The organism is Microcoleus sp. SVA1B4, from assembly GCF_036700545.1.
In the GTDB taxonomy this organism is placed as follows: domain Bacteria; phylum Cyanobacteriota; class Cyanobacteriia; order Cyanobacteriales; family Microcoleaceae; genus Microcoleus.
The window spans coordinates 47,801-62,530 of sequence record NZ_JAUBPB010000039.1; the positions used below are offsets into that span (position 1 = coordinate 47,801).

Consider the following 14,730-nt stretch of genomic DNA (forward strand, 5'->3'; position numbering starts at 1 on the left):
TTGTGGAACAGGCATCTTGCCTGTTGCTAAAAATGTAGAGTTATTGTGGAACAGGCATCTTGCCTGTTGCTAAAAATCTTGTTGACAAAAGAAATAATTCAAATAAAAGCGATCCGAAATCACCAAAATATAGTAAAATAGTAGATTGTGATTAATCTAAGGATATCAACAGATTATGGCTAAGAAGAGCATGGTCGAGCGCGAGAAAAAGCGCCAGAGACTCGTAGACAAGTACGCCGACAAGCGGGAAGACCTGAAAGACCAGTTTGACCAAGCTAACAATCAGATGGACAAAATGGCGATTCACCGCCAACTACAACAGCTACCCCGCAGCAGTTCGCGGACTCGCTTGCGGAACCGCTGCTGGGCAACTGGACGGCCCAGAGGTTACTATCGTGACTTCGGACTGTCTCGCAACATGATGCGAGAAATGGCTCACGAAGGTCTTTTGCCCGGTGTTGTGAAGTCTAGCTGGTAGCACGAAGAAAGAAGGCACGACACGGATGATGACACGGATATACGGATGATGTTTTTCTGAAATTGTCGTGTTTCTGGAGATTTATTCTAAAGAAAAAGGAAGAAGGAAGAAGGAAAAAAACTTATAAATAATCGGCAAGATTATGTTTGGGGTTGATTCTTGTTTCAGACTTATGAGTTAAATTTTCCTCCTTCTTGCTTCACTGGCCACAGCATTTATCGATGCCGAGACTTTCGAGTAACAAGTCGCTGACGGCATTGGCGATCGCAAATTCGCCGTAGAAGCTTTTAGAAAAATCATAGGCCTGCATTTCGGTGACGATCGCAATTACGAGGCTGCCCACGTCATTTTCGCCTTCCATGCGCTGGCGGACATAGATTTGGGCAGCTCTTTTAGCTATTTGCTGGTTGGCTGCTTCTGGGATAAACTCGGAGTCTAGCCATGCCAGCAGCGTTTGTTGGAGCCATTGGCCTTCTTGTTCGGGGTTTTTGGCGGGCGGTAAGGTAATAGGTTCAATGGTTTCAGACATAATTATTCCTAATTGCTAATGTTGACTTTGAAAAGTTAACTGAGAAATGACAACTGATAAATATATGCAATATGATATACCGACAATTATACAAGGATACGCGCAAGGCTATTTCTTGATGGCAAATGACGGCGAGGAAAGTTTGGGGTGGTATTCCAGCCGGCAGCGGGCGCTGATTCCCCTGGATGAAAGATTTACCTATCCGAAATCCCTGCGTCGCCAAATCAATCAAAATCGATTTTCGGTGGCTGTGAACCGCGATTTTGGGGCGGTGGTTGAGGGTTGTGCCGATCGCGAAACGACTTGGATTTCTAAGGAGCTCAAGAAGATTTACTGGGGTTTGTATGAGGCCGGTTGGGCTTACAGCTTCGAGACTTGGTGCGGGGACGAATTGGCGGGCGGTATTCTCGGATTGTCGATCGGCGGTGCATTTATTGGGGAGTCGATGTTTTACCGAATTCCCGAGGGTTCTAAGGTGGCGATGGTGAAGTTGGTGGAGAGATTGCGCGATCGATCTTATCTACTTTTCGACGCTCAAATGAACAATCCGCACTTGGAAAGATTCGGAGCTTATACTGTTAAGGAAAAACTGTACAACACTCTTTTGCAAGCAGCTTTGAAGCGCCGCTGCTCGCTATTTTGAATAGTCGGTCAGTAGGGAAATGGCAATGTCATTTTCGGCTAAAATAGTTGCTTCAAACAATAGTATAATTAAGCTCAGATACTTCTCGGAGACAACCACTATGCAAGTCACAACCGAAGAAATTATTTATCCATCCAGCGACGGTCAACCAATGGCAGACAGCACAATTTAATACAAATTAATTGTCACAATCAAAGAAGGTTGCGAATCGCTGTTTGAAGATGACCCGAACGTGTTTGTAGCCGCCGATTTACTGTGGTATCCGGTTGAAGGTAGACCAGATATTTCTCAAGCGCCGGATACGATGGTGATATTTGGTAGACCAAAAGGCGAGCGACGTTCCTACATACAATCTCGCGAAGATAATATTGCTCCCCAAGTCGTCTTTGAAATTCGCTCCCACAACGATAGTAACACAAAAATGAACAAGAAACTTTCATTTTACTATCGTTATGGAGTCGAGGAGTATTACCTTTACGATCCAGAAAGAAATCAGTTAGAAGGTTGGCAAAGAATTGAAGGAATCTTAGAACCAATTGAACCGATGGAGGGATGGATAAGTCCCAGAATGGGAGTGCGGTTTGAGTTACCAGAAGAAGGGTTAGAAATCTATCGCCCTGATGGAGAAAAGTTTCTTTCCTATTCCGAAATAAATGCAGAGCGGCTATTAGAGCGACGGCGCGCCGACCAAGAATTTCAGCGTGCCGAACAAGCCTCGCAGCGCGCCGAAGAAGCCTCGCAGCGTGCCGAACAAGAAGCTCAAAAAGCCGAACGTTTAGCCACCAAACTGCGCGAATTGAACATCGATCCTGATAGCATCTAAGCTCGAACTAGGAGAATAAACCCGGTTTGTCAAAGAAATCGGGTTTCTGGGGATAGCAGTTATTTACTTTTTTCAGGGCGAACGGGGATATTTGGTCGATCGCCCCCCAGCTCAAATTACCTATACTACAATATATAATACAGATATTCGAGCCAAAATCCTTGGAGCTCAGAAAAATCAGAATCGAAGCCCCTTGAATGTGTAAAAATACTGAAGCAAACATTACTAAACCCTGCACGGAGCAATTGTTGTGGATTCCAGATATAACCCCCAATCCATAGAAGAAAAATGGCAGCAGACATGGGCTGAGCAAAACTTAGACCAGATGCCAGAAGATACCCAAAAGCCTAAATTTTATGCCTTATCCATGTTCCCCTACCCGTCGGGAAACCTGCACATGGGCCACGTCCGCAACTACACAATTATTGATGTAATTGCCAGACTCAAGCGAATGCAAGGTTATCGGGTATTGAATCCGATGGGATGGGACGCTTTTGGTTTACCCGCAGAAAATGCCGCCATCGAGCGCGGAATTCCCCCGGCAAAATGGACGTATGAAAATATTGCCCAAATGAAAGGCTTATTTCGCCGTCTCGGCATCTCCTTTGATTGGACAAAAGAAGTTACAACTTGTTCTCCCGATTATTATCGGTGGACTCAATGGATTTTCTTACAATTTTTAGAAGCAGGATTAGCATATCAAAAAGAAGCCGCAGTTAATTGGGACCCGATCGACCAAACAGTCTTAGCAAACGAACAAGTAGATAACGAAGGTCGTTCCTGGCGTTCCGGTGCCAAAGTCGAGCGCAAATTATTGCGGCAGTGGTTCCTCAAAATTACCGATTACGCCGAACAGTTATTAAACGACTTAGACAAATTGCCAGATTGGCCCGAAAGAGTCAAATTAATGCAAGCCAACTGGATCGGCAAATCAGTCGGCGCTTACTTAGAATTTCCCATTGTCGGAATGGATGAAAAAATCGCCGTTTTCACCACACGTCCCGATACAGTTTACGGCGTCAGTTACGTTGTTTTAGCGCCGGAACATCCACTAACTCAGCGCGTGACAACCGCAGACAGAAAAGCGGCCGTAGAAACCTTCATCAAAGAAGTCGCCGCCCAAAGCGAGATCGATCGCACAGCCGAAGACAAACCAAAGCGCGGCATCCCCACAGGCGGCAAAGCAATCAATCCTTTCACCGGCGAAGAAATTCCCATTTGGATAGCCGATTATGTGCTGTACGAATACGGCACCGGCGCAGTCATGGGAGTACCAGCCCACGACACGCGAGATTTCAAATTTGCCAATCAATATCAACTGCCAATTAAAGTAGTAATTGTGGATGATGATGAGCTGCCATTGACCGAAGCTTACACCGAACCAGGAATTATGATTAATTCCGAAAGCTTCAACGGCATGGATTCAATTAAAGGCAAAGCAGCGATTATTCACCATGCCGAAAATTCCGGTTATGGCAAAGCCCGCATCCAATACCGATTGAGAGATTGGTTAATTTCTAGACAGCGTTATTGGGGCGCTCCAATTCCCGTAATTCACTGTCCCACCTGCGGAACAGTCCCCGTACCCGCATCGGATTTGCCAGTATTGTTGCCGGAAAATGTACAATTTACTGGCAAAGGTTCGCCCTTGGCAAAGATGGAAGAATGGGTAAACGTTCCTTGTCCGAGTTGCGGCACTCCGGCGAAGCGAGAAACAGATACGATGGATACTTTTATCGATTCTTCGTGGTATTTCTTGCGCTATCCCGATGCTCAAAATCAAGAGCAAATCTTCGATACGGCGAAGACAAATGATTGGATGCCCGTAGACCAATATGTCGGCGGCATCGAACACGCAATCTTGCACTTGCTGTATTCGCGGTTCTTTACCAAGGTTTTGCGCGATCGGGGTTTGATCGATTGTGACGAACCATTTAAACGCCTGTTAACTCAAGGCATGGTGCAAGCAATGGCCTATAAAAACCCTGTTACTGGCAAATACGTTCCCCCAGCAGATATAGACCCCGCACATCCCAAAGATCCTCAAACTGGTGAAGCTTTAGAAGTCTTCTATGAGAAGATGTCCAAATCAAAATACAATGGCGTTGACCCCTTGGAAGTTATGGGCAAATATGGGGTAGATACGGCGCGGATGTTTATTTTATTCAAAGCGCCGCCAGAGAAGGATTTGGAGTGGGACGACGCCGATGTGGAAGGCCAATTTCGCTTTTTAAATCGCGTTTGGCGCGTGGTTACAGAGTTTGGTTCACCCCCCCCAGCCCCCCCTTGCGAAGGGGGGGAGAAAGAGGTTTTAAGTAAACCTGAGAAGGATTTGCGGCGGGCAATTCACACTGCAATTAAGGAAGTGAGCGAAGATTTGGAGGGAGATTATCAGTTCAATACTGCTGTTTCGGAAATGATGAAACTCAGCAATGCTTTGAATGATGCTAAATGTAAAGATTCGCCAATTTATGCAGAAGGAATTAACACTTTGATTCGCTTGTTAGCGCCTTTTGCGCCGCATATTGCTGATGAATTGTGGCACAATACTGGTAACATTGAATCGGTGCATACGCAAACTTGGCCGAGTGTCGATGCTTCTGCCTTAATTACCGATGAAATTACTCTGGTAATTCAAGTTATGGGCAAAACTCGCGGCACAATTCAAGTGCCTTCTGGTGCTGATAAAGCTGCTTTGGAAAAGTTTGCTCGCGAGTCGGAATTGGCTAAGCGTCACCTGGAAGGTAAGGAGATTAAAAAGGTAATTGTGGTGCCGGGAAAATTGGTTAATTTCGTGGTAGCTGGATAAAGATGAGAAACCCGGTTTCTTCACTAAACCGGGTTTTTAATACTTGCAATTAAGAATTAGCAATGCCAAAAATGAGCAAGCTAAACAAGACAAAAAAAACTTTTTTGAGAGGGCTATTGTGTTTAGGAAAACTTTTGGCGATCGCCTACATTGCTTCCTGTATACTCTTGTTTTTTCTGCAAACTCGTTTGATCTTTCAGCCAACACCTACAATCGCCAAAACACCGGATGCTTTTAACATCCCTTACCAAGAAGTTTGGTTGCCCGTTAAGGCTCGATCGCGCAAAATTGAAAAACTTCACGGTTGGTGGCTGCCCGCCGCAAATCGACAATCATTAGGAACTCTATTGTACCTGCACGGCAGGGGTTTTAACATCGGTGCGAATATCAATCAATCTTACCGCTTTCGGCAATTGGGTTTTTCCGTATTGCTGATTGATTACCGAGGTTACGGCCGCAGTCAAGGCAGCTTTCCCAGCGAATATCGGGTATATGAAGATGCTGAAGTTGCTTATAATTATTTAGTTAAGCAGCGGCAATTGTCGCCTAGCCAAATTTTATTGTATGGTCATTCAATGGGAGGTGCTGTTGCTATTGAGTTAGCAATAAGGCATCCAGAAGCTGCTGGTTTGATTGTCCATAATTCGTTTACTTCTATGGTGGATATGGTGGAAAATAATGCTTTTATGCGATTTTTTCCGGTGCGGTTGTTGCTGACGCAAAGGTTTGATTCTCTGGCTAAGGTTAAATCACTGCGAATGCCCATTTTGTTTGTTCACGGGATTGCCGATTCTTTGGTTCCTGCTACTATGAGCAAAAAGTTATATGCTAGTTCTCCTGAATATAAAAAAATTTTGCTAGTTCCTAATGCTAGGCACAATAATGGAGATGCTTTTTTTAATAATCCCGAATATCGCCAAACTATTGTGGATTTTGCAGAAAAAGTAATTAATAGAAAAAAAACTATAGCCATCCTAAATCATTTGTGAATTTCTTACTCCCTCCCCTTACTAAGGGGAGGGCTGGGGTGGGGTAAAAAATTTACAACTCATTTACGATTGCTATATGAATTACGCACTCCGCAAAAGAAACCGGGTTTTTTAGGGAATCTGCTGATTATAACAAAGTATTTTCATAAAAAACCCGGTTTCTGAACACCGATGCCTAAGTCCTATTTAATTGTTAGTTTCAAAAAGCAATTGCACGATCGCTCCGCATTCCAATTTTAATACAGATTGAGCGCTGCCGCCATTAACGGCAATTTCTACCCAACCGTCAGAACCAGTTATGGCAATTAAATTACCCGGTTCGCTGTCGCTGTAGGTTTTACCGCTGGGGATGCGAATTGCATCAGAACTATTGCTAATTGTCAATGACCAATTGTTACCTATAATGCAATTATTGGGGATATTAGTAATTAGGTTGCCGAAGCGATCGACATATTGAACACAGCCTTCTATACCTGTGGCTGTAACGGCACAATTTGGTATCTCTAACTGCACTAAACTTGCAGGGTCGAGATCCTCCCCCAACTCTTCCAAAGCCACCCCGTTCGCCAAGTGAGCAGCCGCAGCAGCGAAAATATCGCGACCGTGGAAAGTGCTGCTGGGTTGAGGTGTGCGCCAGTATTGAGAATTCGTGAGTTCGACACAGGCGATCGCACTTTCCCGACTCAACACCCCGCTAAACAACCCGTTATCCGGCCCGACAAGAAAGCAATTAGCACATTTAATCGCAACCCCCCGTCTCTTGCTTCCCACACCCGGATCGACGACAGCAACGTGTACGGTTTCCGACGGAAAATAAGCAAAAGCAGTCATCAAACAAAACCTCGCAGCCGCAATATTTTGAGATGGTATTTGGTGCGTAATGTCAATGACTTTTAACTGCGGGTTAATTTGGGCGATCGTACCTTTCATCACTCCCACATAAACATCGCTTAATCCAAAATCCGTCAGCAGAGTTATAATTTTATTTTTAGACATATATCAAAAGGTAAAAATATGGTATCACAATGGGAAAACTTTCTGCAAAACTTGGGAGAATGGCACGGTTCCTTCACTCAGCTATCAGCGCGAGGAGAGGTACTTCAAGATATTCCTAGCATTATTTCTCTTGAAGGTTTCAATGACAACAAAACTGTGCGATTAAAACTCCGTCGGTTTTACCCAAATCCTAACGGTGTCGGCGAACCGGAAGTCAACGAACTTGTTCGAGAATTTCAAGCTTTGGGACGAGATACCCTATTTTTTGAGAATGGAGCTTTTTCTCAGGGTACTATTCAACTAGCGCCTTTTTCTGAGTGCGGTGCCGAGTTGGGTTTTATCTACAATTATCGCCGGTTGCGCTTCCCTATGATCTACAATACCGACGGCAATTTATCCAAACTTACCTTAATTCGGGAAAAGCAGCTTGATAAAAATGTCCCCGAACGTCCGCATTTAACTGTTGACGATTTGCTGGGAGAGTGGCAGGGCGAGGCCGTGACAATGTATCCAGATTGGCGTTCTCCTGATTCCTATTCTACCAATTTACAATTGCATTTGGAAAGTAGCGATCGCCTACAGCAGAAAATTACTTTTGGCAGTAATACTAATGTTATCAGTTCTAGCGCCAGGATTGACGGTTCAGTTCTGCACTTTAACGAAGGTGCTTCGCCCGTGCAAGTTGTGCTGCTTCCTGACGGAGGTTCTTGCACTTTACCTGTCAAGATTGAATCCAGAAAACCTATATTTTTCGAGGCTGGTTGGTTGGTAGAACCTGACTTGCGGTTTCGGATGATTCGCAGTTACGATGAGCGGGGTGAATGGGTAAGTTTGACTTTAGTTACTGAACGAAAAGTTAGTCATTAATTTTGTAGGGGCGGGTTCACCAACAATTTTTAATTCCCTCCCAAATATTAATAAACCAGGCCCCACCCAACCAATAAATTCTGATTGCGGAACAGGTTTGTCGGTATCTGGGATGGGTGGGGCGGGTTGCTTAATTCTGCTATTTGATGATATAAACTTTGGCGAACCCCCCTACCAATCTGGGTATTTTCGCGAATGTTATTCGGCGGATTTTGTTTCCTGGGTTTGCGAGTGAATCACAGCACTCCAATCATCATTGTTAACAGCCGCTTCCAAATCCTTAGCCTGTTCGCCATCACTTTTGGCGGCTGTTTCTAACTCTTTGGTAAGAGTGGAATCTGCCATTGCTTTCCGCAATTTCAGCTTCTTTTCCTCATAAGCTTTTTGTTCCTCAGCAGACATAGCAGCGCGCGCTGCTTGGCCTACCGTAGCCGCCCACATTTCGCTTTCAGCACCGTTTCCAGGCGGAATGCTGCCGAGTTCGGCTATCCAAGCATCCCGCAAACTTTCCATTTCTTCCCGCTTCGGGAATTTGAAAGTTTGCACCCGCAGGAAAGCGCAATTTTCGACGCCGTTTTGGGCGATGTGACCGTTGATTGAAAGCAGGATATTTCGCGAATAACCGATAAACTGAGTATTGCGGGAAATATCCATTACAGCGTAAACGCCGGCGACTTTCGCGTTAGTTGCCAAATCGCGCCATGTATCGATCGACATTACTTGCGTGCCGTCATTTTCTAATTCAGAAATAGCGGCTGCTGCGTTGTGTTCTGAGTCGGAACTGTATAAAAAGTTGTGCAGTCCTTCATGGGCGACAGGTACGTTTTGATGTTCAATTGCTACGTCTCGATCGGCATTCACTTGATTAGCTTCCATTAAACTCAATTCCTCAAAAAATGTCAACTTTACTCATTAAATCTCACTTTCAAGGGCGGGTTTTCCAACCCACCCCACAATAAAGTTCTAGTGGAACAGGCCGGAAAGCCTGTTCTATTGTTTTTTTGCCCTGATATACTTAACTTACGGCAATTTGTTGCAATTCCTCGTCAGTCAATTTAACTTCGAGCGCCTGCACAGAGTCTTCAATACTCGATACTTTGGTCGCACCGGGAATCGGAACGACGCAAGGCGATTGAGCCATCAACCAAGCTAATACTATACAGTAAACTGAAACGTTTTTTTCTGCTGCTAATTTGGCGATCGCGGGCATATCTTGCAAGCTGGTGGCGCGGCGGCTTCCTCCTAAAGGACTCCAGGGAAAAAATGTCAGTTTTTCTGTTTCGCAATATTCCAGAACGCCGTCTGATTCGGGCTGTCTGTGCCAAGGATTATATTGATTCTGAACAGAGACAATTTCTACTGTATCGCGGGCACGTTTGATCTGCTCTACAGAAAAGTTTGACACTCCAATAAATCGAATCATTCCTGCTTCTACAGCTTCTTTTGCGGGTGCTAGGGCTGCTTCGATGGTATAAGCGGGATCGGGTGAGTGATATTGCCAAAGGTCGATCGGTTCCTTGCCGCCCAATGCTTCAAAACTTTCGCGAATTGTCTTGCGTAAATGGTGGGGGTTGCCGTTCCGCGTCCACGCACCTTGAGGCCGCATTAAGCCGCCTTTAGTGGCCACAGTAACGGCCCTAACATCTCCGCTGTACTGTTCCAAAGCTTTGGCAATCAGGTGCTCGTTGTGGTGTTTGTCGGATTGATCTTGGCAGTAGGAATCTGCGGTGTCAATTAGGGTGACACCCAAATCGAGGGCGCGGTGAATTACCGCAATTGATTGATCTTCGGGCGGCCGGCCGCTTAAGGACATTGGCATACCTCCAAGACCGATCGCGCTGATAGTAAAATTACTGTTACCCAGTTTTTTTCTTTTCATTGGTTTCCCTTCGTTTGCGTGGTTTAGTTCCAGTTTACATTTCCAGGATAAGTTGAAATCTTACATTTATTTAACTATCTAAGTAAATAGAAACAAATATTTTTTAGATAAGCTGTTTTGCCTGGAAAATTTATATTTCAATTCCCTATTCCCCCGTGTCAAATCCTCTCCCTCTCAAACCTAATAGACACTCTAGATGTGCTGCTGCTTACCTACCGACTTAACTAGCTGGAAGCGCTGGTGTAAAAGCGGAGTGCAAATTGCCAGAAGTAGCGGGAGAACAATAACAGCCCGATCGCCAATATTCCCGCCCCTGCGATCCAAACGATTTCACCTCTCCCCAGCATGGCTTCTGCTGGCACAGTCGTCAAGAAGGCAACGGGAACTACGAAAGTGAAGAAAAATCGATAAGCAGCAGGATAAGCTGCCATGGGAAATCTACCCGCTTCTAACAATCCTTCGAGAACTTCGGTAACATTGTAAATTTTCACAAACCAAATGCTGGTTGCCCCTAACATAAACCATATACTGTAAAGAGTAATAGTTCCGAAGAACAGCGGTATTGCTGTTAAAAAATAGTTGCCGATTGCTACTCCCAATTTGTTGGCAGCATACAGCAACAATACGGTGCCCAAGATTAAATCTGGGATTCCCCAAGGCGAAACTGTGTTTGCAGATAGCCAGAATTGGGAACTGATGGGTTTGAGGAGTACGAAATCGAGAGTACCTTGCTGGACTCGATCGACAATACGGCTGAGATTAGGTGCTAGAAACGTTGACGAAAACCCCTGCAAAATCGTGAAAATGCCGAGTACAACTAAGGCCTCTTCCCATTTCCAACCCGAAAACGTGTAGCCAGTACGATAGAACAAAAATAGCCCAAACAAGCTGCCCGCAAGATTTCCGAGGCTGCTGATGGCCGCGAGGACAAAGTTGATTCGGTATTCTAGTTCCGCGGAGATCGCCGCACCCCAGAACAATTTCAGTACGTGCAAATATCGTCCCATGTTTGTCGCCATTTTTTGCCGTGTAAATACTTAAATTCCCATATTGTAAAGCTTGTGTGAAGTTAGCTGCTGTACAGGCTGCTCATTTGACTATAACAATAAATTATTGATACTGCTTACGTAAGTAGTTCTACTGAGGCAAAATATTAAGTTATTTAACCAATTTTAAACACAAATTACAATTATTAATCAAAGTCAATCTTAAGCTCATATACTTTGGCAATTTTTAAGCCAACTTCATTTTTTCACAGAAAATCTCGCCCCATTAATTAGAATTACTAATATGTTACAAGTCTTAATATTATAAATATTTGACAAACATCTAGCCATACCCAAACGGAACACTTAGGATGGGGCATACCTACTCAAAAGGAATACGTAATCAGTAATGCGTAATTATACGCACAAAAAAGGGATCGAGGAATTGACCTAGCTAACAACACGTAAGGAAAAAAAGACATGGATGCTTTAACATTATCGAGACTGGGCGTCAAGCACACCAAGAGTGCAGTAGCCGAATCGCTGCGGATCAATACAGGATACGACGTGACAAGCCCAGTCACTTTTTACGGGATTGTCAACGAGCGCTGCAATGTTAAATGCCGCCAGTGCGAGTATTGGCGACTCAAAGAATATAAAGACGAAATGACGATCGAAGAATGGCAAAATGCCCTCTTGAGCGTCAAAGAATTTGTGGGCGAATTTTCCATCAACTTTAGCGGCGGCGAACCTTATATTAAAAAAGGTTTTCTAGACTTGCTGGCCTTTGCGAATAAAAATGGCATTCACGCCGGCGTCACCACCAACGGCTATTGCATGACCAGGGAAAACGCAGCCAAAACTGTCGCTGCTCGTCCTTTTAATGTGAATATGTCAGTTGACGGGCCGAATGCAGAACTGCACGATTATTTGCGGGGTCAACCGGGATTGTTCGACAGACTTTCTAAAGGAATCGGTTATCTGCGCGAAGAACAAGAAAAACAGAACGTCCTGTTTCCGATCAACGTCAAACCGACAATGAACCGACTGAATTTCCGCCACCTCCCGGAAATAGTCACCTGGGCTCAGGGAATTGGGGCGACGACGGTGAACTTCCAACCGGTCAACCGCTGGACGCCAGAAACCTACGAGGAATTGTGGATTGAAAAAGAAGACATGGAGGAATTTGCACAAGTAATCGAGCGGCTAATTGAAATGAAGAAGAACGGCGCTCCAATTATGAACAGCGATGAAGTGTTGCGATTGATGATTCCTCACTTTGCCGAAGAAAAAGCTCCTGATTCAACTCGTCCTTGTCGCGTTGGACTGCGAAATTACTGGATTGATACGCGCGGCGATGTGAAATTGTGCGATGAGTATCCGGTGATTGGTAATGTGAAAAACGCCAGCGCCCGCGAGATTTGGTACGGCGAAAAAGCTCAAGAAGTCCGCCGCGATACTTTGAATTGCGGCAAGCTTTGTCTGATTACTTGTGTCTCACAAAAGACGATTTTGGACAAAGTGAAAATGGGGATGAAGTTATTAAAGAATTGAGGTTTGAGCAGTGTTAATATCGCTTGTACTCCTAGTAGCCGGGTTTGATCAGAAACCCGGTTTTTTGTTTATTTGTCTTCGTTATTGCTGTCGATTTCCATTTGTTCTCGATCGCGCTCTTCCTGCTCTTGTTCCTTTTGCTTGTATAATTCATTTGTTCGCGATCGCGCTGACGTTCCCTCTCTTGCTGCTCCCGGTTCAATTCCACCTGTTCGATTTCCACCATCCCGCAAATTGTGGATGTTGTCTGCTGGAAAAAATCTTGATTGGCAATCAGGTAGTTTAAGTATTTTTCAATATCCCTTTCCATTCCCAAAAGAGCGATCGACCTTCCCAGACACAAGAGCGATCGTATTGCTTTTACTCAATCAGTATTGAAAACATCCTGCAAGTTACGATAACCACTAATAACGCGCCAAATCTCCATACCATCACCAACTATTTGATAAAAAATGATGTATCCCATCAATGGCACACCACGTAAACTGGGAGAAAATTGTGAATACGATCGCCCCAAATATGGAAACTGTGCAATCTGCTGACATTTTTTACCAAATCCTTCCACAAAGCGCTCTCCCGCATCCACACTTTGCGCCAAAAAGTAATCGGAAATTTCGGATAAATCTCGACTCGCTTCGATCGTAATAAGCAAGCGATTCATGCTCTTAATTCTCTGGCTTTTTTGACTTTATCTCTAAGTTGAGCTAATACATCGTCTGCATTGAGCAACTCACCCCGTTGTGCTTGTTCTCGTGCTATATCGATTTTCTTCCCTGTTTCTTGTACCCACGCTAAATAGTTTGGGCTGTTGCCGTCATCGGATAAAGTAACATCATCGATTAATAACAGCAAGGCTGTGTTAATTGCTTCTTCAAGGGAGGGATATTGACCGTGCTTTACTAAAGCTTCAAGGACTTGGGTTTGCTCTTGGCTCAAGGTGATTTGCATTGTTACCTCGGATGGGGGCAAGGGTTGGACAATACTTCTACTGTATCGTATTTTATTACAAAAATGTGTGAAGCGAAGCTATCCCGTAGGGAATCGCTCTTGACTGTGGTCGATAGAAAAAGGCGATCGCCCGCGCATTGAGAAATAGAAATAAAGGGATCTCGACCTTTCCATACTAAAAGAGCGATCGACCTTTCCCAGCCAAAAAGGGATCTCGCTCTAGTTGTCGAGTAGACATGGTTTGGGATAAACTAATATTGTCTCCTTGGCTCGGCTATAATAGTCCTCGTATCATTCTTTAAAGAACCTTTATGCCAGAAGTTGCACGATTTTACGGAATAATCATCAAAATTTTCTTTGGGGATCACCCACCTCCTCATTTTCACGCAGTTTACGGTGAGTACAACGCTTTGATCGGTATTGAGTCTTTAGAAATTATAGAAGGAGATTTACCGAATCGGGCCCAAAAGCTGGTAATAGAATGGGCTACGTTGTACCAGAAAGAACTGCTGGATATGTGGAATAGCCAAGAATTTAGTAAACTTCCACCATTAAAATAACTCCGATCTGTTTATGAAACCTGAACGCATTGTTTCTGCTAAAGCTATTGACGATCGCACATTGATGGTTAAGTTTACCAATCTAGAATTTAAAAAATACGACATCTCTAAATTATTAGAGAATCCGATGTTTATGACCTTAAGTAATCCTGTGTTTTTCAGAAATTTTACAGTTGAACCTGGTGGTTATGCACTGGTTTGGAATGATGAGATAGATATCAGTGAATATGAACTTTTGCAGAATGGAATTAGTTGCACAGAGGAGGAAATTGAGCGATATATTGAATCTATTCATCATGTTGCTCGCTGAGAAATAATGCCCGATTCTTCTGAGCGATCGCCCTTTCGATGCCAAAAGGGCGATCGACAATTTTATTGTAGATTTTTATTGTGCGGCTTTACTGTTAGTAATTGAGATTGATGGCGAGAGTCATTTTACGGAACAAGGGAAACTATATGATGCAGAAAGAACCGGGATTTTAGAGGGGTATGGATTGAAAGTTGTCAGGTTTACGAATGTTGAGTTGTTGCAGAGTTTTGAGGGGGTTTGTGGGGAGTTGTTGGGTTCGATCGAGGGTGATTTTTGAGGCCTGATCCCCCCTAGCCCCCCTTAAGAAGCAGGGTGGATTAATTGTCGAGAGGCTAAATCAAGGCTATGAAGGCTATTGA

The 14,730-nt window shown here is 44.3% G+C and carries 18 protein-coding genes; 10 read left to right on the forward strand and 8 right to left on the reverse strand.

Translation table 11 applies throughout. The features are described 5' to 3' along the window. The first annotated feature begins 175 nt into the window (after positions 1 to 175). Positions 176 to 478 (forward strand): 30S ribosomal protein S14, encoded by a 303-nt coding sequence (gene rpsN, locus QT987_RS18205; RefSeq protein ID WP_006633844.1) that lies wholly within the window; start codon positions 176 to 178, stop codon positions 476 to 478. Positions 479 to 677: 199 nt separating this feature from the next. Here the strand turns inward: rpsN and QT987_RS18210 are convergent, their stop codons facing one another. Then, positions 678 to 1,007 (reverse strand): hypothetical protein, encoded by a 330-nt coding sequence (locus QT987_RS18210; RefSeq protein WP_190740107.1) that lies wholly within the window; start codon positions 1,005 to 1,007, stop codon positions 678 to 680. A 46-nt stretch (positions 1,008 to 1,053) separates the two neighbouring features. On the opposite strand from QT987_RS18210, the gene aat reads away from it, so the two are divergent. From aat to QT987_RS18230, 4 genes are all read left to right on the forward strand, one after another. Next, positions 1,054 to 1,650, forward strand: a complete 597-nt coding sequence (gene aat / locus QT987_RS18215; RefSeq protein ID WP_445242358.1) for a leucyl/phenylalanyl-tRNA--protein transferase — start codon at positions 1,054 to 1,056, stop codon at positions 1,648 to 1,650. Between the two features lie 181 nt (positions 1,651 to 1,831). Beyond that, positions 1,832 to 2,473, forward strand: coding sequence for a Uma2 family endonuclease (locus QT987_RS18220; RefSeq protein WP_333242538.1), 642 nt, complete (start codon positions 1,832 to 1,834; stop codon positions 2,471 to 2,473). Between the two features lie 250 nt (positions 2,474 to 2,723). Then, positions 2,724 to 5,282 (forward strand): leucine--tRNA ligase, encoded by a 2,559-nt coding sequence (gene leuS, locus QT987_RS18225; RefSeq protein ID WP_333242509.1) that lies wholly within the window; start codon positions 2,724 to 2,726, stop codon positions 5,280 to 5,282. A 71-nt stretch (positions 5,283 to 5,353) separates the two neighbouring features. Continuing rightward, entirely contained in the window at positions 5,354 to 6,271 is a 918-nt protein-coding gene (locus tag QT987_RS18230; protein ID WP_333242512.1) for an alpha/beta hydrolase, read from the forward strand. 186 nt (positions 6,272 to 6,457) lie between these two features. On the opposite strand, the gene QT987_RS18235 is transcribed toward QT987_RS18230, so the two are convergent. Further along, positions 6,458 to 7,267: an SAM-dependent chlorinase/fluorinase gene (locus tag QT987_RS18235; RefSeq protein ID WP_333242515.1), complete on the reverse strand. Its 810-nt coding sequence runs from the start codon at positions 7,265 to 7,267 to the stop codon at positions 6,458 to 6,460. Positions 7,268 to 7,285: 18 nt separating this feature from the next. Here QT987_RS18235 and QT987_RS18240 point away from each other — a divergent pair, with 18 nt between their 5' ends. Beyond that, positions 7,286 to 8,134, forward strand: coding sequence for a DUF3598 family protein (locus QT987_RS18240; RefSeq protein WP_333242518.1), 849 nt, complete (start codon positions 7,286 to 7,288; stop codon positions 8,132 to 8,134). A gap of 198 nt (positions 8,135 to 8,332) precedes the next feature. Here the strand turns inward: QT987_RS18240 and QT987_RS18245 are convergent, their stop codons facing one another. The 3 genes from QT987_RS18245 to QT987_RS18255 form a co-directional block, all read right to left on the reverse strand. After that, on the reverse strand, positions 8,333 to 9,010 hold the full coding sequence (locus tag QT987_RS18245; RefSeq protein ID WP_333242521.1) for a GIY-YIG nuclease family protein: 678 nt from the start codon (positions 9,008 to 9,010) through the stop codon (positions 8,333 to 8,335). 139 nt (positions 9,011 to 9,149) lie between these two features. Further along, entirely contained in the window at positions 9,150 to 10,013 is an 864-nt protein-coding gene (locus QT987_RS18250; protein ID WP_333242523.1) for an aldo/keto reductase, read from the reverse strand. A 224-nt stretch (positions 10,014 to 10,237) separates the two neighbouring features. Beyond that, entirely contained in the window at positions 10,238 to 11,032 is a 795-nt protein-coding gene (locus tag QT987_RS18255) for an ABC transporter permease (RefSeq protein WP_333242525.1), read from the reverse strand. 447 nt (positions 11,033 to 11,479) lie between these two features. Between QT987_RS18255 and QT987_RS18260 the strand changes: the two genes are divergently transcribed. Next, entirely contained in the window at positions 11,480 to 12,553 is a 1,074-nt protein-coding gene (locus tag QT987_RS18260) for a radical SAM protein (RefSeq protein ID WP_333223812.1), read from the forward strand. A gap of 31 nt (positions 12,554 to 12,584) precedes the next feature. On the opposite strand, the gene QT987_RS18265 is transcribed toward QT987_RS18260, so the two are convergent. The 3 genes from QT987_RS18265 to QT987_RS18275 are packed head-to-tail and all read right to left on the reverse strand — an operon-like array spanning position 12,585 to position 13,501. Continuing rightward, positions 12,585 to 12,863 (reverse strand): hypothetical protein, encoded by a 279-nt coding sequence (locus QT987_RS18265; RefSeq protein ID WP_333242529.1) that lies wholly within the window; start codon positions 12,861 to 12,863, stop codon positions 12,585 to 12,587. 54 nt (positions 12,864 to 12,917) lie between these two features. Next, positions 12,918 to 13,214 (reverse strand): type II toxin-antitoxin system RelE/ParE family toxin, encoded by a 297-nt coding sequence (locus tag QT987_RS18270; RefSeq protein ID WP_333242532.1) that lies wholly within the window; start codon positions 13,212 to 13,214, stop codon positions 12,918 to 12,920. Beyond that, a complete protein-coding gene (locus QT987_RS18275) occupies positions 13,211 to 13,501 on the reverse strand; it encodes a hypothetical protein (RefSeq protein WP_333210729.1) in 291 nt (96 codons plus the stop codon). Before QT987_RS18275 ends, QT987_RS18270 begins: the two co-directional genes overlap by 4 nt. A 311-nt stretch (positions 13,502 to 13,812) precedes the next feature. Between QT987_RS18275 and QT987_RS18280 the strand changes: the two genes are divergently transcribed. The 3 genes from QT987_RS18280 to QT987_RS18290 are packed head-to-tail and all read left to right on the forward strand — an operon-like array spanning position 13,813 to position 14,648. After that, positions 13,813 to 14,061, forward strand: a complete 249-nt coding sequence (locus QT987_RS18280; RefSeq protein ID WP_106332426.1) for a DUF4160 domain-containing protein — start codon at positions 13,813 to 13,815, stop codon at positions 14,059 to 14,061. A gap of 13 nt (positions 14,062 to 14,074) precedes the next feature. Beyond that, a complete protein-coding gene (locus QT987_RS18285) occupies positions 14,075 to 14,371 on the forward strand; it encodes a DUF2442 domain-containing protein (RefSeq protein ID WP_333210733.1) in 297 nt (98 codons plus the stop codon). 19 nt (positions 14,372 to 14,390) lie between these two features. Next, entirely contained in the window at positions 14,391 to 14,648 is a 258-nt protein-coding gene (locus QT987_RS18290; RefSeq protein ID WP_333242540.1) for an endonuclease domain-containing protein, read from the forward strand. The last annotated feature ends 82 nt before the right edge of the window (positions 14,649 to 14,730 follow it).

What these genes read in the sequence shown, in the direction of transcription:
- QT987_RS18250 (WP_333242523.1), bottom strand. Translation starts at nt 10,013, where the DNA reads ATGAAAAGAAAAAAACTGGGTAACAGTAATTTTACTATCAGCGCGATC.
- QT987_RS18270 (WP_333242532.1), bottom strand. Translation starts at nt 13,214, where the DNA reads ATGAATCGCTTGCTTATTACGATCGAAGCGAGTCGAGATTTATCCGAA.
- QT987_RS18240 (WP_333242518.1), top strand. Translation starts at nt 7,286, where the DNA reads ATGGTATCACAATGGGAAAACTTTCTGCAAAACTTGGGAGAATGGCAC.
- QT987_RS18235 (WP_333242515.1), bottom strand. Translation starts at nt 7,267, where the DNA reads ATGTCTAAAAATAAAATTATAACTCTGCTGACGGATTTTGGATTAAGC.
- QT987_RS18285 (WP_333210733.1), top strand. Translation starts at nt 14,075, where the DNA reads ATGAAACCTGAACGCATTGTTTCTGCTAAAGCTATTGACGATCGCACA.
- rpsN (WP_006633844.1), top strand. Translation starts at nt 176, where the DNA reads ATGGCTAAGAAGAGCATGGTCGAGCGCGAGAAAAAGCGCCAGAGACTC.
- QT987_RS18260 (WP_333223812.1), top strand. Translation starts at nt 11,480, where the DNA reads ATGGATGCTTTAACATTATCGAGACTGGGCGTCAAGCACACCAAGAGT.
- QT987_RS18255 (WP_333242525.1), bottom strand. Translation starts at nt 11,032, where the DNA reads ATGGCGACAAACATGGGACGATATTTGCACGTACTGAAATTGTTCTGG.
- aat (WP_445242358.1), top strand. Translation starts at nt 1,054, where the DNA reads ATGACAACTGATAAATATATGCAATATGATATACCGACAATTATACAA.
- QT987_RS18245 (WP_333242521.1), bottom strand. Translation starts at nt 9,010, where the DNA reads ATGGAAGCTAATCAAGTGAATGCCGATCGAGACGTAGCAATTGAACAT.
- QT987_RS18230 (WP_333242512.1), top strand. Translation starts at nt 5,354, where the DNA reads ATGAGCAAGCTAAACAAGACAAAAAAAACTTTTTTGAGAGGGCTATTG.
- QT987_RS18280 (WP_106332426.1), top strand. Translation starts at nt 13,813, where the DNA reads ATGCCAGAAGTTGCACGATTTTACGGAATAATCATCAAAATTTTCTTT.
- QT987_RS18210 (WP_190740107.1), bottom strand. Translation starts at nt 1,007, where the DNA reads ATGTCTGAAACCATTGAACCTATTACCTTACCGCCCGCCAAAAACCCC.
- QT987_RS18265 (WP_333242529.1), bottom strand. Translation starts at nt 12,863, where the DNA reads ATGGAAAGGGATATTGAAAAATACTTAAACTACCTGATTGCCAATCAA.
- QT987_RS18275 (WP_333210729.1), bottom strand. Translation starts at nt 13,501, where the DNA reads ATGCAAATCACCTTGAGCCAAGAGCAAACCCAAGTCCTTGAAGCTTTA.